The 18,335-nt window shown below is 62.0% G+C and carries 18 protein-coding genes; 7 read left to right on the top strand and 11 right to left on the bottom strand.

Going from position 1 to position 18,335, the window contains the following annotated elements:
- Positions 1-20: 20 nt before the first annotated feature.
- The 6 genes from ABVQ20_RS06405 to urtA all read right to left on the bottom strand — a co-directional run bounded on the left by ABVQ20_RS06405 (position 21) and on the right by urtA (position 6,209).
- Positions 21-194 (bottom strand): hypothetical protein, encoded by a 174-nt coding sequence (locus tag ABVQ20_RS06405; protein ID WP_354458702.1) that lies wholly within the window; start codon positions 192-194, stop codon positions 21-23.
- Between the two features lie 225 nt (positions 195-419).
- Positions 420-1,115 (bottom strand): urea ABC transporter ATP-binding subunit UrtE, encoded by a 696-nt coding sequence (urtE, locus tag ABVQ20_RS06400; protein ID WP_354458701.1) that lies wholly within the window; start codon positions 1,113-1,115, stop codon positions 420-422.
- Between the two features lie 69 nt (positions 1,116-1,184).
- The gene (urtD, locus tag ABVQ20_RS06395; protein WP_354458700.1) at positions 1,185-1,931 is read right to left on the bottom strand and encodes an urea ABC transporter ATP-binding protein UrtD; all 747 of its coding nucleotides are present in this window, start codon (positions 1,929-1,931) and stop codon (positions 1,185-1,187) included.
- 4 nt (positions 1,932-1,935) lie between these two features.
- Positions 1,936-3,165, bottom strand: a complete 1,230-nt coding sequence (gene urtC / locus ABVQ20_RS06390; RefSeq protein WP_354458699.1) for an urea ABC transporter permease subunit UrtC — start codon at positions 3,163-3,165, stop codon at positions 1,936-1,938.
- Positions 3,162-4,778 (bottom strand): urea ABC transporter permease subunit UrtB, encoded by a 1,617-nt coding sequence (urtB, locus tag ABVQ20_RS06385; RefSeq protein ID WP_354462138.1) that lies wholly within the window; start codon positions 4,776-4,778, stop codon positions 3,162-3,164. The genes urtC and urtB overlap by 4 nt, the downstream gene beginning before the upstream one ends.
- Before the next feature lie 120 nt (positions 4,779-4,898).
- Positions 4,899-6,209, bottom strand: a complete 1,311-nt coding sequence (gene urtA / locus ABVQ20_RS06380; protein ID WP_354458698.1) for an urea ABC transporter substrate-binding protein — start codon at positions 6,207-6,209, stop codon at positions 4,899-4,901.
- A 322-nt stretch (positions 6,210-6,531) separates the two neighbouring features.
- Between urtA and ABVQ20_RS06375 the strand changes: the two genes are divergently transcribed.
- Positions 6,532-6,927, top strand: a complete 396-nt coding sequence (locus ABVQ20_RS06375) for a hypothetical protein (RefSeq protein WP_354458697.1) — start codon at positions 6,532-6,534, stop codon at positions 6,925-6,927.
- Between the two features lie 60 nt (positions 6,928-6,987).
- Here the strand turns inward: ABVQ20_RS06375 and ABVQ20_RS06370 are convergent, their stop codons facing one another.
- The 3 genes from ABVQ20_RS06370 to ABVQ20_RS06360 form a co-directional block, all read right to left on the bottom strand.
- Positions 6,988-8,559, bottom strand: a complete 1,572-nt coding sequence (locus ABVQ20_RS06370; protein WP_354458696.1) for a GMC family oxidoreductase — start codon at positions 8,557-8,559, stop codon at positions 6,988-6,990.
- Positions 8,560-8,607: 48 nt separating this feature from the next.
- Positions 8,608-9,138 (bottom strand): gluconate 2-dehydrogenase subunit 3 family protein, encoded by a 531-nt coding sequence (locus ABVQ20_RS06365; RefSeq protein ID WP_354458695.1) that lies wholly within the window; start codon positions 9,136-9,138, stop codon positions 8,608-8,610.
- 76 nt (positions 9,139-9,214) lie between these two features.
- Positions 9,215-9,610 carry a VOC family protein gene (locus ABVQ20_RS06360; RefSeq protein ID WP_354458694.1) on the bottom strand — a complete coding sequence of 132 codons (396 nt, stop codon included), beginning with the start codon at positions 9,608-9,610 and terminating at the stop codon, positions 9,215-9,217.
- A 236-nt stretch (positions 9,611-9,846) separates the two neighbouring features.
- On the opposite strand from ABVQ20_RS06360, the gene ABVQ20_RS06355 reads away from it, so the two are divergent.
- Positions 9,847-10,149, top strand: coding sequence for a ribbon-helix-helix domain-containing protein (locus tag ABVQ20_RS06355; RefSeq protein WP_354458693.1), 303 nt, complete (start codon positions 9,847-9,849; stop codon positions 10,147-10,149).
- Positions 10,150-10,158: 9 nt separating this feature from the next.
- On the opposite strand, the gene cckA is transcribed toward ABVQ20_RS06355, so the two are convergent.
- Positions 10,159-12,732 carry a cell cycle histidine kinase CckA gene (gene cckA / locus ABVQ20_RS06350; protein ID WP_354458692.1) on the bottom strand — a complete coding sequence of 858 codons (2,574 nt, stop codon included), beginning with the start codon at positions 12,730-12,732 and terminating at the stop codon, positions 10,159-10,161.
- A gap of 222 nt (positions 12,733-12,954) precedes the next feature.
- On the opposite strand from cckA, the gene ABVQ20_RS06345 reads away from it, so the two are divergent.
- Positions 12,955-13,734, top strand: a complete 780-nt coding sequence (locus ABVQ20_RS06345) for a hypothetical protein (RefSeq protein ID WP_354458691.1) — start codon at positions 12,955-12,957, stop codon at positions 13,732-13,734.
- An 83-nt stretch (positions 13,735-13,817) separates the two neighbouring features.
- Here the strand turns inward: ABVQ20_RS06345 and dksA are convergent, their stop codons facing one another.
- Positions 13,818-14,234 (bottom strand): RNA polymerase-binding protein DksA, encoded by a 417-nt coding sequence (gene dksA / locus ABVQ20_RS06340; protein ID WP_006202025.1) that lies wholly within the window; start codon positions 14,232-14,234, stop codon positions 13,818-13,820.
- A gap of 263 nt (positions 14,235-14,497) precedes the next feature.
- Here dksA and ABVQ20_RS06335 point away from each other — a divergent pair, with 263 nt between their 5' ends.
- From ABVQ20_RS06335 to ABVQ20_RS06320, 4 genes are all read left to right on the top strand, one after another.
- Positions 14,498-15,001: a SixA phosphatase family protein gene (locus ABVQ20_RS06335; RefSeq protein WP_354458690.1), complete on the top strand. Its 504-nt coding sequence runs from the start codon at positions 14,498-14,500 to the stop codon at positions 14,999-15,001.
- A gap of 78 nt (positions 15,002-15,079) precedes the next feature.
- Positions 15,080-16,558: a YcjX family GTP-binding protein gene (locus ABVQ20_RS06330; RefSeq protein ID WP_354458689.1), complete on the top strand. Its 1,479-nt coding sequence runs from the start codon at positions 15,080-15,082 to the stop codon at positions 16,556-16,558.
- Complete coding sequence (locus ABVQ20_RS06325; protein ID WP_354458688.1) at positions 16,555-17,649, top strand: YcjF family protein; 1,095 nt, start codon at positions 16,555-16,557, stop codon at positions 17,647-17,649. Before ABVQ20_RS06330 ends, ABVQ20_RS06325 begins: the two co-directional genes overlap by 4 nt.
- A 155-nt stretch (positions 17,650-17,804) precedes the next feature.
- Positions 17,805-18,326 carry a hypothetical protein gene (locus tag ABVQ20_RS06320; RefSeq protein ID WP_354462137.1) on the top strand — a complete coding sequence of 174 codons (522 nt, stop codon included), beginning with the start codon at positions 17,805-17,807 and terminating at the stop codon, positions 18,324-18,326.
- The last annotated feature ends 9 nt before the right edge of the window (positions 18,327-18,335 follow it).

Raw genomic sequence — 18,335 nt, 5'->3', positions numbered from 1 at the left:
TTTCGCGCGAAGGGCTAACCTTATGTGGAGACGACCTCATTGTAGGCGTCGAGGTCGACGTAGAAGACCTTGGTCATCTCTCCTATCAACTCATCCTGCTCGTATCCCTGGGATCTCAGGATGTTGATGGCGGTCATGATGTCGACACGCTCTGTGAGCCGTCGTTTCTGATGGTCTTCGACGAAATGTTCCATCGGCTGTCCCTAGCCTGAGTGCCTAACGCGCTGAACAACAATCAGATCACAGGAGGGAAGCTAGGCAGACTGGCTTGCGTGGAACTTGCCGGCTCAGCCCGCGCCTTCTCCTCGATCCGTCACGCTGAGACTGGTACGGAAAGCGGCCGACTCACCAAGGCCAAGCAAAGATTAGCACGCAGCTTGCGGTGCGCCAGAGTTGCACGACAATAGACGGCGAAAGATCTAGACGGTCAGGAATTTCCGCACATCCGCCCGATCGAGATCTTCGGCGGGGCCAGTATGGACGATCAAGCCGCGGTCCATGATATTGACCTCGTCGGCCAGCTCCCGGCAGAAATCAAGATATTGCTCGACCAGCAGCACGGCGATGCCCGCCTGATCGCGCAGATAGCGAATGGCACGGCCGATATCCTTGATGATCGACGGCTGGATGCCTTCGGTCGGCTCATCCAGAACGAGCAATTTCGGTCGCATCACCAGAGCCCTGCCGATGGCAAGCTGCTGCTGCTGCCCGCCGGAAAGGTCGCCACCGCGCCGGCCAAGCATCTGCCTCAGCACCGGGAACAGCTCGAAGACATGCGCCGGCACGTTGCGGTCAGCGCGCCGCAAGGGCGCGAAGCCCGATTCGAGATTTTCCCGCACCGTGAGCAGTGGGAAGATCTCCCTGCCCTGCGGCACGAATGCGATGCCCGACCGGGCGCGGTCATACGCCGCGCTCCGGTCGAGCGCCTTCCCCTCGAAGGCAACGCTTCCGCTCGTCAGCCGGTGATGGCCAACGATCGATCTCATCAAACTTGTCTTGCCGACACCGTTGCGGCCGAGCACGCAGGTGATCTTGCCGGCGTCCGCTTTCAACGACACACCACGCAGCGCCTGGGCGGCGCCGTAATGGAGCGTGGCGTTCGAAACTTCGAGCATGTCAGCGCTTCTTCCAGAACCTGAGAAACGCCAGATCGAAGCGATGGAATTGAACCCGCCACATCATGCTCATCTCCCCAGATAGACTTCGACGACACGTTCGTCGGCTGAAACGAAATCGAGTGAGCCTTCCGAGAGCACCGAGCCCTCATGCAGGCAGGTGACCTTGACGCCCAGCTCACGCACGAAATGCATGTCGTGCTCGACGACGATAACAGAGTGGTCGCGTGCGATGTCCTTGAGCAGTCGCGCGGTCTCCTCGGTCTCGGCATCGGTCATGCCGGCGACAGGCTCGTCGACCAGCAGCAGCTTCGGGTCTTGCGCCAGCAGCATGCCGATCTCCAGCCATTGCTTCTGGCCGTGGCTCAGATTGGTCGCCAGTTGGTCGCGCTTGTCGCCAAGCCGGATGATGCCGAGTATGTCGTCGATCTGCCGCGCCTCGGCGGCTGAACGGCGATGGAACAGCGCCGGAAAAATCGAGCGCGGCCCCTTCAGCGCCAGCATCAGGTTCTCCTCGATCGTGTGGTTTTCGAAGACCGTCGGCTTCTGGAACTTTCGCCCGATGCCCATCATGGCGATCTCGGCTTCATCGTGCTTGGTCAGATCAACCTGGCCATCGAAGAAGACCTCGCCCTCATCGGGCCGCGTCTTGCCGGTGACGATGTCCATCATCGTCGTCTTGCCGGCGCCGTTAGGGCCGATGATGGCGCGCATCTCGCCCTTGTCGAGCACCAGCGACAGGCTGTTGATGGCGCGGAAACCGTCGAAGGAAACAGAAACGCCGTCGAGATAGAGGATGGTGTTCGATTTGCTCATGTCGCTACTCCGCCGCCTGCGGTTCAGGGTCGGACCAGGACCATTCGCCGGGATTTCTCGCCGGCGAGCGAGCGGGCTTCGAGGTCGCGAACGCCACCCCAACCTCGGTGCCGGCTTCTTCAGCGACGGGGGCCGCACGCGATGCCTTCGCTTTGCCGCGCCAGGAATCCCACATGCCGACAATGCCCTTGGGCAAAAGCAGCGTGACAGCGACGAACAGGCCGCCCAGCGCAAACAGCCAGAATTCCGGCATCACGCCGGTGAACCAGGATTTTCCCGCATTGACCAGAAGCGCGCCGATGATCGGTCCGACGATCGTGCCGCGCCCGCCGACAGCGGCCCAGATGACGATCTCGATCGAGTTGGACGGCGCGAACTCGCCGGGATTGATGATGCCGACCTGCGGCACGTAGAGCGCGCCGGCAATCCCGGCCATCACCGCCGACACGGTGAAGGCGAACAGCTTGACGTTCTCCGCGCGCCAGCCAAGGAACCGCGTGCGGCTTTCGGCATCGCGCACCGCCATCAGCAGCTTGCCGTATTTGGAACTGACGATTGCCCAGGTGGCAAAAACGGCGAACGCAAGCGCCACCGCGCTTGCCGCGAACAGCGCCGAGCGGGTCGCATCCGCCTGCACGTTGAAGCCGAGGATATCCTTGAAATCGGTCAGGCCGTTGTTGCCGCCGAAACCCATGTCATTGCGGAAGAAGGCTAGCAGCAGCGCATAGGTCATCGCCTGGGTGATGATCGACAGGTAGACGCCGGTGACCCGGCTGCGAAAAGCGAACCAGCCGAAGACGAAGGCGAGCAGGCCGGGCACGGCGAGCACCATGATAGCCGCGAACCAGAAATGATCGAAACCGGTCCAGAACCATGGCAACTGCTTATAGTTCAGGAACACCATGAAGTCCGGCAGCACGGGATTGCCGTAGACGCCGCGCGAGCCGATCTGGCGCATCAGATACATGCCCATCGCATAGCCGCCGAGCGCGAAGAAGGCGCCGTGGCCGAGCGAGAGGATGCCGCAATAGCCCCAGACAAGGTCGAGCGCCAAGGCAAGCAATGCATAGCAGAGATACTTGCCGGTCAGCGCCACGATGTAGGACGGCACGTAGAAGGCACTCGTCGGCGACACGGCCAGATTGAGCAGCGGCACGATGATGGCGGCCGCCAGCAGCAGAAAGATGGTGATGGCAATGCGGCGGTCAGCGCCGAAGAAACGGCTGGTGATCATGCTTCCACCGCCCTGCCCTTGAGCGCGAACATGCCGCGCGGGCGCTTCTGGATGAACAGGATGATCAGCACGAGCACGACGATCTTGCCGAGCACCGCTCCGGCATAGGGTTCGAGGAACTTGTTGAGGATGCCAAGCGAGAAGGCGCCGACGAATGTGCCCCAAAGATTGCCGACGCCACCGAAGACCACGACCATGAAGCTGTCGATGATGTAGCTCTGGCCGAGATTGGGCGAGACGTTGTCGATCTGGCTGAGCGCGACACCCGCGATGCCGGCGATGCCGGAGCCCAGCGCAAAGGTCAGCGCATCGACCCAGGGCGTCCTGATGCCCATCGACGCCGCCATGCGCCGGTTGGCGGTGACGGCCCGCATCTGCAGGCCCCAAGGGGTGCGTTTCATCACGTAGAGCAGCACGCCGAACACAGCGAGCGCGAACACCAGGATCCACAGCCGGTTCCAGGTGATGGCAAGCTGCCCGACATCGAAGGAGCCTGACATCCACGACGGATTGCCGACCTCGCGATTGCTGGGGCCAAAGAGCGTGCGCACCGCCTGCTGCAGGATCAGCGACACACCCCATGTCGCCAGCAGCGTTTCCAGCGGCCGCCCGTAGAGGAAGCGGATGACCCCGCGCTCGATGGCAAGGCCAACCAGTGCCGCCACCAGGAAGGCCAGCGGCAGCGCGATGACCAGAGACCAGTCGAACAGCCCGGGAAACGAAGTGCGGATCACGTTCTGCACGACGAAGGTGGTGTAGGCGCCCAGCATGACCATCTCGCCATGCGCCATGTTGATCACGCCCATGACGCCGAAGGTGATGGCCAAGCCGATCGCCGCCAGCAGCAGCACTGACCCCAGCGAGACACCGTACCAGATGTTCTGGACCGCATCCCAAAGCGCCAGCGTCGAGCCTATCCTGGCCATCGCAGCCGTCGCCGCATCCTTCACCGCACCCGTGGATTTGGCTTCTACAGACGTAAGCAGCGACAACGCATCGCGATCGCCGCGCGCGCCGATCAGGGCAACGGCCGCCAGCTTGTCGGCTTCCGGTTTGTCCGACACCAGGACGGAAGCTGCGTGTGCCTGCTCGAGCAGGGCCTTCACGCTTGCCACGGCTTCACTGGCGATCGCTGTATCGAGCGCGGCGATGTTGCCTGCGTCTGGTGTCTTGAACATCGTATCGGCCGCGGAGAGCCGTACTGCCGGATCCTTGGCGCCGAGCGTCAGCGTGCCCATCGCGTCGCGGATCACGCGGCGCAGCGTGTTGTTGACCTTGATCTTGGTGACATCAGCCTTGTCGACTTCACCGATGGCCTCGCCCGTCAGCGAATCAAGCAGCGCCACATTGGCCCCGTCATCCTTGCCGACGAACACCAGTGAGTCGGCCCTGCGGACATAGAGGTTTCCGTCCGCCAGCGCGGAGAGCGGGCGCTCAACGGCAGGATCGCCAGTGGCTGAAAGTTCGCGCACCAAGGCTTCGGTGGCGGAGAAATTCGAGGCTGTTGCGAATTTGGCGATAATGGCGCGCAGTTCGGCTTCGCCGGCGTTGGACGGCAACAGCGTCGCCAACAGCAGCAGCAATGTCAGGCCGAATGTGCGCAACAGGATCATCAGGTCAAATGCCATCAGTTTGAAGTGCCCGGGCGAACCGGAGGACAAGTCCGCCCGGACACTTGCGGTCTCGGGTCATGGATCTACCAATCCACGACCCGCTCAGACCCCCGGGAGGGATCAGTTGGTTCCCTTGCCGCCGCACTTGCCGGTGACAACGTTGAAGTTGCCGCAGGACAGTGGCGCGCGCCAATCGGAGATCAGGTTCTTGGAATCGGGCAGGTAGTCCGACCATTCCTTGCCAACCAGCAGGCCGGCCGTCTGCCAAACGGTCTGGAACTGGCCGTCTGCCTGGATTTCGCCGATGAACACCGGCTTGGTGATGTGATGGTTCGGCATCATGGTGGCGTAGCCGCCGGTCAGGTTCGGCACGGAGACGCCGACCATCGCGTCGATGACCTTGTCGGGATCAGTGGTGCCGGCCTTTTCGACCGCCTTCACCCACATGTTGAAGCCGATATAGTGGGCTTCCATCGGGTCGTTGGTGGTGCGCTTGTCGTTCTTGATGAACTTGTGCCAGTTCTCGATGAACTTCTTGTTCTCGGGCGTATCGATGCTCTCGAAATAGTTCCAGGCGGCGAGATGGCCGACCAGCGGCGCGGTGTCGAGACCGGCAAGCTCTTCCTCACCGACCGAAAAGGCCATGACCGGAATGTCCTCGGCCTTGATGCCCTGGTTGCCGAGTTCCTTGTAGAACGGCACGTTGGCGTCACCATTGACGGTCGAGACGACCGCCGTCTTCTTGCCGGCCGAACCGAACTTCTTGATCGCCGAAACCTCGGTCTGCCAGTCGGAGAAACCGAAGGGCGTATAGTTGACCATGATGTCCTCGGCGGGAACGCCCTTCGCCTTCAGATAGGCCTCGAGGATCTTGTTGGTCGTGCGCGGATAGACGTAGTCGGTGCCTTCGAGCACCCAGCGCTTCACGGAGCCGCCATCGGCGCTCATCAGGTAATCGACCGCGGGAATGGCCTGCTGGTTGGGCGCGGCACCGGTGTAGAACACGTTGCGCTCGCTCTCCTCGCCCTCATACTGGACGGGATAGAACAGGATGTTGTCGAGCTCGCTGAATACCGGCAGCACCGATTTGCGCGACACCGAGGTCCAGCAGCCGAACACGGCCGCGACCTTGTCCTTGGAGATGAGCTCGCGCGCCTTTTCGGCGAACAGCGGCCAGTTGGACGCCGGATCGACGACGACCGCTTCGAGCTTCTTGCCGAGCAGACCACCCTTTGCATTCTGCTCGTCGATGAGCATCAGCATGGCGTCTTTCAGCGTCGTCTCTGAAATCGCCATGGTTCCCGACAGGGAGTGGAGGATACCGACCTTGATCGTGTCGTCAGCCGCCTTCGCCGGCACGGACATCAAAAGCCCCGCCGCGACCACGCTTGCCGAGAAGATTCTTGTTATTGCCGAAAAGTTGCCCCTCATATTCGTACACTCCAAGCTGGTTGTTTGCACCGCAACAAACCATGCAACCCCCGTGCCAACCCGCTTTTAGACCTCCGAGTGTCAAGAATAACCAAACTCTATCAATATGTTAAATATATTAGACATTTCTAATGAAATTAGCTGGGTTAAAATTTGATTGAGAAGATTTTACGCAACGCACAATGCGGCTGCCTATTTTTCGCCCAAATTATGAGAATGCCCAAACTTTGATCTTGAGAGGCGGGCATTGCCGGATCGCCGACATCAATCGTTGCGGCGCCGCCAGGAAATGGGCAAGCTCAGGGCTCAAGCGAGCGAAGTCATGGCATCCAGCATTTCACGCATTTTCGGCATACTGCTTCTGATCGCAACGACCACCAGCGCACGAGCCGACTTCGCGGAAGGCAAACTGCCGGACGGTGTCTATCACTGCGAGGTCTACCTTCTGGGACTATTCCTGAGCCTCGGTGACATCACCATCAAGGGCAGCGTCTACAGCGGCCCGGTGACGTTCGGTCCTCCCCAGCAGGGCTACAACTATCAGATGGACGCAAACGGCGTGATCAACTGGCTGGGGCCGCTGGGCGGCTACACGAGCGGCGGCAATTCGATCTCGCTCACGCAGGCAACGTTGGACGGCACGACAGCCCCATCCTTCGACATCATCATGAAGCAGCCCGACGGCGCCTTTACCGCGTCGACCTGCACCAAGCGCTGAGCCAAAAAGAAAGCGCGGAACCCGTGGGGTTCCGCGCCTCAGTCACTCGGGAGGTCTGCTTCAGATGGTCTTGGCCGACATCTGACCGGCGATGTAGTCGGCCTGGCGTATCGCAAGCGATACGATCGTCAGGGTCGGGTTCTCGGCGGCACCCGTGGTGAACTGGCTGCCGTCCGACACGAACAGGTTCTTGATGTCGTGCGCCTGGCCGTGCTTGTTGACGACGCCGTCTTCCGCTTTCTCGCTCATCCGGTTGGTGCCGAGATTGTGGGTCGACGGATAGGGCGGCGTCGGGAAGGTGCGCGTTGCGCCGACCGCCGCGTAGAGTGCCGAACCCTGCTTGTAGGCATGGTTTCGCATCGCCGTGTCGTTGGGATGGTCATCGAAATGCACGTCGGCAATCGGCATGCCATGCTCGTCCTTCATGTCGGAATGCAGCGTGACGCGGTTTTCCGCGCGCGGCATGTCCTCGCCGACGATCCACAGGCCGGCCATGTGATCGTAGTGATCAAGCGCCGTGGTAAAGGATCGGCCCCAGGCGCCCGGATCGAGGAAGGCGGCCATGAACGGCAGGCCGAGCGACAGCGTCTCGAACTCGTAGCCGCCGACGAAGCCACGTGAGGGATCGTGGCGCGCCTCGTCGCGGATAATGCCGGCCATGGTGGTGCCGCGATACATGTGCACCGGCTTGTCGAAGATGGCGTAGACCGAACCGGTGGTGTGGCGCATGTAGTTCTTGCCCACCTGCCCCGACGAGTTGGCAAGGCCATCGGGGAACTTGCCAGACGCCGAGTTGAGCAGAAGCCGTGGGCTTTCGATCGAGTTGCCGGCAACGGCGACGATACGCGCCTTCTGTTCCTGCAGCTTGCCATCCTTGTCGGCGTAGACGACGCCAGTCACCTTGCCTGACGCGTCATGATTGATCTTGATTGCCATAGCGTTCGGCCGGACCTCGAGATGGCCGGTGGCCTCGCCCTTGGGGATCTCGGTGTAGAGCGTCGACCATTTGGCGCCCCATTTGCAGCCCTGGAAGCAAAAGCCGGTCTGCTGGCAGGAATTGCGGTCGTCGCGCGGCTCGGAATTGATCGCCATCCGGCCGGTGTGGCATTCCTTGTAGCCGAGTTTGTCGGCACCGGCCTTCATCACCTTGAAATTGTTGTTGCCGGGCAGACCAGGAATGTTGTTGGTGCGGGTCACGCCCATCTTGTCCTCGGCCTTGGCGTAGTAAGGCTCAAGATCCGCAAGCGTGATCGGCCAGTCGAGGAGACTGGCTCCCTCCACCTTGCCGTAGGTCGAGAGCGTCTTGAACTCATGCTCCTGGATGCGCAGGGATGCGCCCGCCCAATGCGTGGTCGAGCCGCCCACCGACTTGACGATCCAGGCCGGAAGATTGGGAAAATCCTTCGCCACCCGCCAGTCGCCGGAGGTGGTGCGTTTGTCTTTCCACGCGAGTTGGGCAAACGAGTCCCATTCGTCGTTGATGAAATCCTCGAACTCGTGGCGGGCGCCCGCCTCCAGGATGACGACGTCGATGCCCTTCTGGGCGAGTTCGTTGCCGAGCGTGCCGCCGCCGGCGCCCGAGCCGATGATGACGACCACGCCATCGTTCTTGAGATCAAATGGTGCTGCCATGGTTTCCTCCCATGATGTCCTGTTTTTGCGCTGCTGGAACGACGAGGCTCAGAGCCATTCGATGTCGTTGAAGCCGCGCGAGATGTAGCCGCCCTTGGAGTAGGATTCGCCCTCGTAGCCGAAGATCGGCCAAACCTCCTTCTGGTTGTACAGGCTGACGACGAGGCCGCCGCGAATGGCCTGGAAGAACGGCGTCGCCTCGACCTGCTTGAGCACGGCGATGCGCTGGTCCTCCCAGCCGAGGTTGCGATAGCCACCGGCTCCGGCCTTCGCATCGAGGTCCGCAATGCCGTTTTCGATCATGGTCTTGTAGGCGGCATCCTTGCCGGCCTGCTCGTCATGGCTCTTGACTGCGATGGCGTAATATTTGTCGGGGACCTGATCGTGCGGATAGATATCGCGCGCCATCTGGATCAGCGTCGCCATCGTTTCGGGCTTGAGCGCCGAGGTTTCGAGGCCCCAGGCATGTTCCGGGCTGATGACCGCATTGCCGGAAATGACGAGCAGCGCGCCGATGCCGCCGCGCTTCAGAAGTTCACGACGGGAAAGCCCAGGCTTCCTGTCATAGATCGTGACCATATTTTCCTCCCTGCTTGCTATACACACCCCAAAAGGTGCCGTTGCTGGCGCCGCGCCCGCCGGCGCGGCTTCCCTCCTATTTGAACCTGCCGCGACGCTCCAAGACCTCGATCTTGTAGCCGTCAGGATCCTCGATGAAGAAAAAGCGGGCGATGAATGCGCCGTCGCGGTTGAACTCGACAATCTTCTTGGGATTGAGGCCGAGCGCGCCAAGCCGGTCGTTTTCGCTGTCGAGGTCGGCGACCGAGACGGCGAGGTGGCCGTAGCCGTCGCCAAGCACATAAGGCTCTGTCCGGCCCTTGTTGACCGTCAGTTCGATCTCGAAATCGGATGCCGCATTGCTGAGATAGACAAGAGTAAAGGTCTCAAAATCCAGCCTTTCGGCCACATCGAGCCCGAATGCTTTCTGGTAGAAGCCGACGGAGCGGGCCTCATCGAGAACCCGGATCATGCTGTGGATCGCCTTCGCCAAATCAGTCTCCGTTGCTGTATGCTTCGGAGCGATTATGGGCGGCGCGGCCAAAAGGTGGTGGCAGCCGGTTACCACGCCCAAAAACCGTGATCGGCTCTGTGGGCCGATAGCGGACGAAAGTCCGATTGCCCTAAGGGCGTTTTTACCCGAAGATGGCGGCGGGGACAGGATGTGCGACGCCAATAGCGCGCGGCCTGTCCACCCAAGACCAACAATCAACGATGGGAGGTTTTCGGATGTGCAGGGTTTTTGCGGGCCAGGACCCCGAAGGCTATCGCCAGATCAACCGGTCGATCCGCATCGACGGGCATTCGACAAGCATTCAGCTGGAGGCGACATTCTGGGCGCTCCTCGATGAAATCGCCGAGAACCAGAACCTGACGACGCCGAAATTCATCTCGAAACTCTATGACGAGGCCATCGAAATCAACGGCGCCATCCCCAATTTCGCATCCATGCTGCGCACGACTTGTGCGCTCTACCTGCGTGGCCACCGGCCGGATATGGACGAGATGGCGCCGAAGCGGGAAGCCGCCTGATCGGCGGCTCTATGATTCGAGAACGTCCTTGACGATCGTTGCCAGTTGCTTGAGCGAGAACGGCTTCGGCAGGAAGCCGAAATGCGCGTCGGCCGGCAGGTTCCTGGCGAAAGCGTCCTCCGCGTAACCGGACACGAAGACGAACTTGATATCCGGCTGCCGCTTGCGCAATTCGCCGAGCAGGGTTGGTCCGTCCATTTCCGGCATCACCACGTCGGACACCACGATGTCGACCTTGCCGCCGAGCGCTTCGAAGACTTCCAGCGCTTCCACGCCCGACGACGCCTCGTGCACCGTGTAACCGCGCGATGTCAGCGCCCGCATGCCGCCCATACGCACGGCGTCCTCGTCTTCCACCAGCAGCACCGTGGCCGAGCCTGACAGATCCTTGGCCGCATCGGAGATCTTGGTCGGTGCCGCCGGCACTTCACCCGGCTCGCCGGCCTTCTTCACATCCGCGATGTGGCGCGGCAGGAAGATGCGGAACGTCGATCCCTTGCCGACCTCGGAGTCGCAGAAAATGAAGCCGCCGGTCTGCTTGATGATGCCATAGACCATGGAAAGACCGAGGCCCGTGCCCTTGCCGACTTCCTTGGTAGTGAAGAAGGGCTCGAAAATCTTCTTGAGCACGTCGGGTGCAATGCCGCTGCCGGTATCCTCGACTTCGACCACGACATAGTCGGCTGGAGTGAGTTCGCGGTAGGAGAAGGCCTTGCACTCCTCGGCGGTCACATTGCGCGTGCGCACGGTGAGATCGCCGCCGGCCGGCATTGCGTCGCGCGCATTGACGGCCAGATTGACCACCACCTGCTCGAACTGCCCGATATCGACCTTTACCGGCCACAGGTCGCGGCCATGGTCGACCTTCAGCTTGATGTCGTTGCCGACCAGCCGGGCCAGCAGCATCCGGAGATCAGCCAGCACGTCGGTCAGGTTGAGCACCTCCGGACGCAGCGTCTGCTTGCGCGAGAACGCCAGCAACTGCCGCACCAGCGAGGCCGCGCGGTTGGCGTTCTGCTTGATGTTCATGATGTCCGGGAAGGACGGGTCGGATGGCCGGTGGTTGGTCAGCAGAAGATCCGACGCCATGATGATGGCCGTCAGCACGTTGTTGAAGTCGTGCGCGATACCGCCCGCAAGCTGGCCAACCGCCTGCATCTTCTGGCTTTGCGCCATCTGCCCTTCGAGCGCCTTCTGCTCGGTGGTTTCGACCGCGTAGACGATCGCCGATTCCTCGGCGCCCTCGCCGCCCGTGCCGTCGGCGACCGCGTTGACGTAGAAACGGATATGCCGCTCGTCATTGCCGGGCAGCAGTGTGTCGATCGGCTCGATATCGGCCTGCCGTTGCCGTGCCTTTTCGAAAGCCGCGGCAAAAGCCGGCCGGTCGCGCTCATGGATCACGGTGTCGAGCCGCACGCGGCGATCGACCGCATCCCGATCGACCACGGAGGAAAACAGCGACAAGAACGGCGCATTGGTGCGCAGGATACGGCCATTGTGATCGACGCCCGCGATTGCCATCGGCGTCGAATTGAAGAAGCGCGTGAAGCGCACTTCCGAGGCACGAAGGTCAGCCGACGCGTCCTCGCCTTGCGTGCGGTTGAGCACGATCGTCCGTGTCGGGCCGTTCAGCCCCTCGCGGCTCGCCGAAACGCGATGCATGAAGCGCACCGGCAGCGCCTCGCCCGTCATCGTCGTCAGATCGAGATCGATGACCGCATTGCGTGTCGTGCCGGGGTCGGCCTTGACGGAACGGACCAGCGCCATGCCGTCACCGGCAACGATCTCCGAAAGCGACACCGCGCCTGGCGTGAAGCTGGCGAGGTCAATGCCCAGCCATTCCGCCAGCGTGGCGTTGATGTAGGTGACCCGACCATCCTGGTCGGCGGAAAAGAAGCCGGCGGGCGCATGGTCGAGATGATCGATGGCCTGTTGCAGGTCGAGAAAAAACCGCTCCTGCTCGGCCCGCTCCTGCGAGATATCGGCAAGTTGCCAAGCCAGCATCGGCAACCGTTGCCCCGGAACGCTGAAAGCGCGGGCTTGAGCCCGATACCAGCGCGCGCCTGGCTCGGCGCCCGGCCGAATGGATTGCGCCAGCCGAAACTCGCCATCGCCCGGTTGGCCATCGCGTAGCCCGGAGGCCAGCCTGTATATGGTGGCCGAGGCTTCCGGAACATCCGAGAGCAGCCCTTCGACCGTCTTCAGATCCGTTGCGGATGACGCTCCCGTCATGTCGGCATAAGCACGATTGGCGTAGATGACGCGGCCTTTGGTGTCGGTGACGAGAAGGCCTTGCGACATCGAATCCACAAACGCTTTCGACAGCTCGTCACTCGTCGAGCGCGGCGTGATCTGTACGAAGCCGATCGCGGTGGCGAACAGGAAACCCACGCCGATCATCGCCAGGACGCCAAGCATGCCAAGCAGGAAGGGATCGCCCAGGCGATCGCGGAAAATGCCGAAAACAATCGCGGCGCCGGTGAGGACGACGATGAAGACGATGAGCCGGGTGACCGCTCCCGGTCGCGTATTCTGGTCGACGATAGGTACCGGATAGAAATCGCCGCGCGCTTCCTTGGCCATATGCCCCCTGCTCTTGAATTCCGGTGTTCCGACACCTGCCCCTGACGGGTTGAATCATATTCTCCTAATCCGGAAAAGGCCTCGGTCGCAAATGTCCGATAAAAATGATGATGTTCAGCCATCAATGTTTCAAGCTGTTCACGACACGTGAAAGGCAACTTGCGGTGGCCTGCCGCAACGGTCTAGTGTCGCGTCACTTCAAAGACCGCTCAGGGGGAACCAATGCTGCAATGGCTCGATAGCGTGGCGGGTCCCGGCTATGCCGCGGCACTCCTGTGGACGTTTGCCGCGCTTGTCCTCCTGGTCATCGTTCTCGTCATCATCAAGCTGGTCCGCAACCTGACTTTCGGAACCTTTGTCGCCGGTGGCAGGAACCGCAAGACGCGGCTGGCCGTCATGGATGCCACCGCGGTCGACAGCCATCGCCGGCTGGTGCTGGTGCGCCGTGACGATATCGAGCACCTGTTGCTGATTGGCGGTCCGACCGATGTCGTCGTCGAACGCGACATCCGGCTGTCGGCGCCGCGCCGCCCGGCGCTGACCGGAGATGGTGGCCATCAGCCGGCTCCTCCGGCGCCCAGGCCGCGCGCGCCGCAACCTGCCCCGGCACCCGCTCCTGCGCCGATCAGGCAGGCGCCGGCTCCACAGCCGGTGAATGTGGCCCCTTCTGCTCCCCCAGCACCAGCGCGCCCTCGCCCGGCGATGCCGGCGCCGGTTCCAGCGCCAGCTCCGGCACCAACGCCGAAACCAGCCGCACAGAACTACCAGCCGGCCAATGTGAAACCGCTGCCCGTCTATGGGGCGGGGAATGCCAATGCCAGCCGGCAAGCGCCGCCGGCGAGACAGGACTCCATCGACGATACGCTGATGAAGGAACTCGAAGTTTCGCTTGAACAACCCCGGTCCGGCGCGCCGTTGGGTAAAACCGCGCCAAAGGCGCCGCCGTCTCTCGATGACGAGATGACGAAGCTGCTGGGCGAGCTCTCCAGTCAGAAGAGATAGCCAGGCAACGCGCATAAAAATGGCCGCGAACCGCGACCACTGAAAAACGTCTCTGCAAATGTCCGCTTGCCGATTCGTTACGCTCAGTCGTCGCGATAGACTTTTTCGCGGCGCTCGTGGCGTTCCTGCGCTTCGATCGACAAGGTTGCGATCGGGCGTGCATCAAGGCGCTTCAGCGCGATCGGCTCGCCGGTTTCCTCGCAATAACCATAAGTGCCTTCATCGATGCGTTGCAGGGCGGAATCGATCTTTGAAATGAGTTTTCGCTGGCGATCACGAGCGCGAAGCTCGATGGCACGGTCGGTTTCCGAGGAAGCACGGTCGGCGAGATCGGGATGGTTGGCGTTTTCCTGCTGCAGGATTTCGAGAGTTTCGCGCGCTTCGCGCAATATGTCGTTCTTCCAGGTAACGAGTTTCAGGCGAAAGTAGGATTTCTGCCGTTCGTTCATGAACGGCTCGTCTTCGGAGGGTACGTAATCGGCGGTAACGATGTCGTTCATTCGACTCACCCAAACAGCCCCAAATTTTGCGCTTATATATTCGCCGTCCGACGCCTGCACAAGCGCAATCGGCCACGCTCTCACGCAATTGTTAGCGCCCGCAAACGAGGCATTGGCGTGCCCTTTTACAGTGTCGACAACAGCAAATTCGCTGGTGATTCCCTAGGCGTGAAGGACAGCGGCCATTGTGCGCCAAGCCTTTCTGGTGGCTAATCCTGTATCGTCTTAGGCGGGCTTCGCCGCTCAACACCAACGGGGGTTCGGTGAGCAGACTTTATCTGTTGAGACATGCCAAGGCCGGATGGGCGCTTCCCGGCGTCCGCGATTTCGACCGTCCGCTGGACGCATCGGGCCTTGCCGACGCCGAAAAGATGGGCACCGCGATGCGCACCCGCTCCTACGTTCCGGATCTCACCCTATGCTCCAATGCAAGACGTGCACGTGAAACGCTGGAGGGCCTGGCCGGACAGACGGACACCGGCCGGGTCCTGTTCCTGGACACACTCTACAGCGACGACGCCGCCGGCTATCTGGCGATCATCCGCGGCAATGGCGGGCCAGGCTCCCTGCTCGTCATCGGCCACAACCCGATGATGGAGGATCTCGCCATGGCGGTCGCGGGCGGCGGGGACGAAGCAGCCCTGGCGACGCTGAACCAGGGTTTCCCAACTTCCGGTCTCGCGGTCATCAGCTTCCCCGGCAATCTTGCCGATGCGGCCCGCGGCTCGGGCCATCTCGACGCCTTCCTGACGCCCGCCGATCCCTGACGCCATTTCAAAGCCGGACTCCATTGCCTATATCGGAGCCTACCAAGGGGTCACGACCCAAGCCCGAGAGAGCAGATTTTGGCATCATCGCTGACCACCTTCACCGACGAGGCGAGAATTGCGCTCGACACACTGTCGGGCCGCGCGACAGGGATGTTCTCACCGTCGTTGCGGCTTGGCGTGACCGGGCTGTCACGCGCCGGCAAGACAGTGTTCATTTCGGCGCTGGTGCACAATCTGATCCATGGCGGGCGCCTGCCGCTGTTCGAGGCGCAAAAGTCGGGACGCATCGCACGTGCTTTCCTCGAAGAGCAACCCGACGATGCCGTGCCTCGCTTTCAGTACGAGGATCACATCGCCGCACTGGTGAATGACCGCGTCTGGCCGGATTCGACGCGCGCCATTTCGGAACTGAGACTCACCATCGAGTATGAATCGGCGTCCGGCTGGAGCCGCATGTTCTCGGCCGGCAAGCTGTCGCTCGACATCGTCGACTATCCCGGCGAGTGGCTGCTCGATCTTCCGCTGTTGGGCAAATCCTACGCCGATTTCTCGCGTGAGGCCTTCGAGATGGCCGGGCTGCCGGTGCGCGCCGACCTGTCGCGGGAGTGGCGGGCCCTGTCGGGCGAGGTTAGCGCGAATACGGATTCCGACGAGATGACGGCCCGGCGCCTCGCCGAAAGTTTCGCGGCCTATCTCAAAGCATGCAAGCTCGACGAGCGGGCTCTCTCGACCTTGCCACCCGGTCGCTTCCTCATGCCGGGCGATCTTGAAGGTTCGCCGGCGCTGACTTTCGCACCACTGCGGGATATCGGTGAAAAACGGGCCCGTCCCGGATCGCTGCATGCCATGATGGAACGGCGCTACGAGGCCTACAAGACCCATGTCGTAAAGCCGTTCTTCCGCGAGCATATCACGCGACTCGACCGTCAGATCGTGCTGATCGACGCCATGCAGGCGCTAAATGCCGGCCCGGGCGCCATGGCCGACCTGGAACGGGCCGTTACCGAAATCCTGTCCTGTTTCCGTCCCGGCCGCGGCAGCTTCCTGACGGACCTGTTTTCGCGGCGCATCGACCGCATACTGGTCGCCGCGACGAAAGCCGACCATTTGCATCATGAAAGCCACGACCGTCTGCAGGCGATCGTGCGGCGGCTTGCCGACCGCGCTGTCGCGCGGGCGAATTTCACTGGCGCGGATGTCGACGTGGTGGCCATGGCAGCGGTGCGCGCGACCCGGGAAGGCACGGTGAAACAGGGCAGCGAAACACTGCCGGTCATCATCGGCACGCCGCTGAAGGGCGAAAAGATCAACGGCGAGACCTTTGATGGCAACACCGAAACAGCCATATTTCCCGGTGACTTGCCGGAGAAGATTGATGCTGTCTTTGAAGCCTCCGAACCGGATTATCGTCAGAATAATGACGATCCGGCCATCCGCTTCGTCCGTTTCCGCCCGCCCAAACTCGAACGCACGGCCGAGGGCGTGACATTGTCATTGCCGCATATCAGGCTCGACCGCGCGCTGCAGTTCCTGATCGGAGATCACCTGGCATGAGCTCGCCCCGCAAGCCGGCGGCATTCCGCATCGAGCCGGAAGCCGCGCCCAAGCAAGAAGCGCGGGAAGCCCCCCGCACCCATGCCGAGCAGCCGATGCGAAGGCCACGAGCCGTCAGGGCCGAAGTCGCCGTTGTCGTGCCGGCGGAGATCGATGTCTTCGACGAGCCTGACATGATCGCCGCCGAGCCACCGCCATCGGTTGCGCCCAAGAAACACTCGTTGCTCGGCAGCATCTTCTTCGGCGCGTTCGGCGTGCTGGTTTCGCTAGCTGTAGGCCTGTGGACCGACCAGCTGATTCGCGACCTGTTCGAGCGCGCCGCATGGCTGGGTTGGTTGGCCGCCGGCATGGCCGCCATCGCCGTGCTGGCGCTTGTGGTGATCCTGATCCGCGAATTCCTGGCGATCGCCCGCCTCGCCGAAGTCGAAAAACTGCAGAAACGGGCGCTCGACGCTATCGCCCGCGACGATCCGAAGGCCGCGCGAGCCGTCGTGGACGAGTTGTCAGCCTTTGTCGCGGGCAAGCCCGAGACCGCGGCCGGCAGGCGTTCGCTGGCGGAGCTGCGCGGCGAAATCATTGATGGCGGCAACCTGGTGCGGCTGGCCGAAGCGGAAATCCTTGGCCCTCTCGATGCCCGCGCCAAGGTGATGATCCTCGAGGCCGCGAAGCGTGTTTCGCTGGTGACGGCGGTCAGCCCGCGCGCGCTGGTCGACGTCGCCTATGTCGTGTTCGAGGCGGGCCGGCTGATCCGGCGCCTGTCGGAACTTTATGGCGGGCGGCCGGGCACGCTGGGCTTTTTCCGCCTCGCGCGAAGCGTCCTTGCCCATCTGGCGGTCACCGGATCGATTGCCGTCGGCGACAGTTTCGTTCAGCAGATCGTCGGCCATGGCCTGGCCGCGCGGCTCTCCGCAAAGCTCGGCGAAGGCGTCGTCAACGGCATGATGACGGCGCGCATCGGCATCGCGGCGATGGAAACGGCAAGACCCCTGCCCTTCAGCGCCTCCCGACGGCCGGGCATGGGCGATTTCCTCTCAGCACTGACATCTTTTGCAACGAAGAAAGACAGCGAAACGGCCACCTCCGGCAGGTGAACGGCATCGCTGTTCGATGCCTCAAGGATGCAAGATGATCGTCCGGCAGTGACGAAGCATTAACCAATCTTGTTCATGGTCGGTTGAGTTCCAAACAGTCTCTTTGTTGCCGGGTGTCGTCGATGAAAAGCGTAATATTGTCCAGCGTTCTGCCCATGGCGATCGCTGCAGCCACGACGGTCAGCCTGGTCGAAAAGGCTTTCTCCGCGGAGCCTGACAAGCAGTTCTTCCAGACAGCCGAAGGCAAGTGGGTCGGCCCGGGAGAAATCATCGCCGGCAAGTACAAGGGCACGAAATTCACCTGCACCTTCACCGGCACGACACCGGGCACCAAGCTCGGCATGACGCTCGACGGCGGTTGCCGCGTCGGCGTGTTCACTCAGGCCATGTCGGCAACGATCGAACACAAGGGCCGCGAAGGCTACAAGGGCAGTTTCATGGGCGGAGCCGCTGGCTCCGGCCTCGACATTATCGGCGGCAACGTTGTCGACGCCCACAAGGTCGTCTTCACCATCAACCGCAATCAGTTGCGCGGCGTCATGCAGGCTCGCATCCCCGACGACAATTCGATGACCGTGACCATTGCAGTGCGCGTCGACGAACAGTTGGTGCCGGTCATCGGCATGAGCTTGAAGCGTGTCGATGCGGTCGAGGTCGGCTCCATCACACCGAACTGAAGCATCATC

The sequence above is a fragment of the Mesorhizobium shangrilense genome (assembly GCF_040537815.1).
GTDB classification, from domain to species: domain Bacteria; phylum Pseudomonadota; class Alphaproteobacteria; order Rhizobiales; family Rhizobiaceae; genus Mesorhizobium; species Mesorhizobium shangrilense.
The sequence above is the reverse complement of the archived record's forward strand: the minus strand, read 5'-3'. Positions and strand labels throughout refer to the sequence as shown.

Bases quoted from the DNA above. Each gene is read 5' to 3' on its own strand.
- ABVQ20_RS06405 (WP_354458702.1), bottom strand. From the start codon at position 194: ATGGAACATTTCGTCGAAGACCATCAGAAACGACGGCTCACAGAGCGT.
- urtD (WP_354458700.1), bottom strand. From the start codon at position 1,931: ATGAGCAAATCGAACACCATCCTCTATCTCGACGGCGTTTCTGTTTCC.
- ABVQ20_RS06325 (WP_354458688.1), top strand. From the start codon at position 16,555: ATGAGCTCGCCCCGCAAGCCGGCGGCATTCCGCATCGAGCCGGAAGCC.
- ABVQ20_RS06370 (WP_354458696.1), bottom strand. From the start codon at position 8,559: ATGGCAGCACCATTTGATCTCAAGAACGATGGCGTGGTCGTCATCATC.
- ABVQ20_RS06320 (WP_354462137.1), top strand. From the start codon at position 17,805: ATGGCGATCGCTGCAGCCACGACGGTCAGCCTGGTCGAAAAGGCTTTC.
- cckA (WP_354458692.1), bottom strand. From the start codon at position 12,732: ATGGCCAAGGAAGCGCGCGGCGATTTCTATCCGGTACCTATCGTCGAC.
- urtE (WP_354458701.1), bottom strand. From the start codon at position 1,115: ATGCTCGAAGTTTCGAACGCCACGCTCCATTACGGCGCCGCCCAGGCG.
- urtC (WP_354458699.1), bottom strand. From the start codon at position 3,165: ATGATCACCAGCCGTTTCTTCGGCGCTGACCGCCGCATTGCCATCACC.
- ABVQ20_RS06365 (WP_354458695.1), bottom strand. From the start codon at position 9,138: ATGGTCACGATCTATGACAGGAAGCCTGGGCTTTCCCGTCGTGAACTT.
- ABVQ20_RS06375 (WP_354458697.1), top strand. From the start codon at position 6,532: ATGGCATCCAGCATTTCACGCATTTTCGGCATACTGCTTCTGATCGCA.
- urtB (WP_354462138.1), bottom strand. From the start codon at position 4,778: ATGATCCTGTTGCGCACATTCGGCCTGACATTGCTGCTGCTGTTGGCG.
- urtA (WP_354458698.1), bottom strand. From the start codon at position 6,209: ATGAGGGGCAACTTTTCGGCAATAACAAGAATCTTCTCGGCAAGCGTG.
- ABVQ20_RS06345 (WP_354458691.1), top strand. From the start codon at position 12,955: ATGCTGCAATGGCTCGATAGCGTGGCGGGTCCCGGCTATGCCGCGGCA.
- ABVQ20_RS06355 (WP_354458693.1), top strand. From the start codon at position 9,847: ATGTGCAGGGTTTTTGCGGGCCAGGACCCCGAAGGCTATCGCCAGATC.
- dksA (WP_006202025.1), bottom strand. From the start codon at position 14,234: ATGAACGACATCGTTACCGCCGATTACGTACCCTCCGAAGACGAGCCG.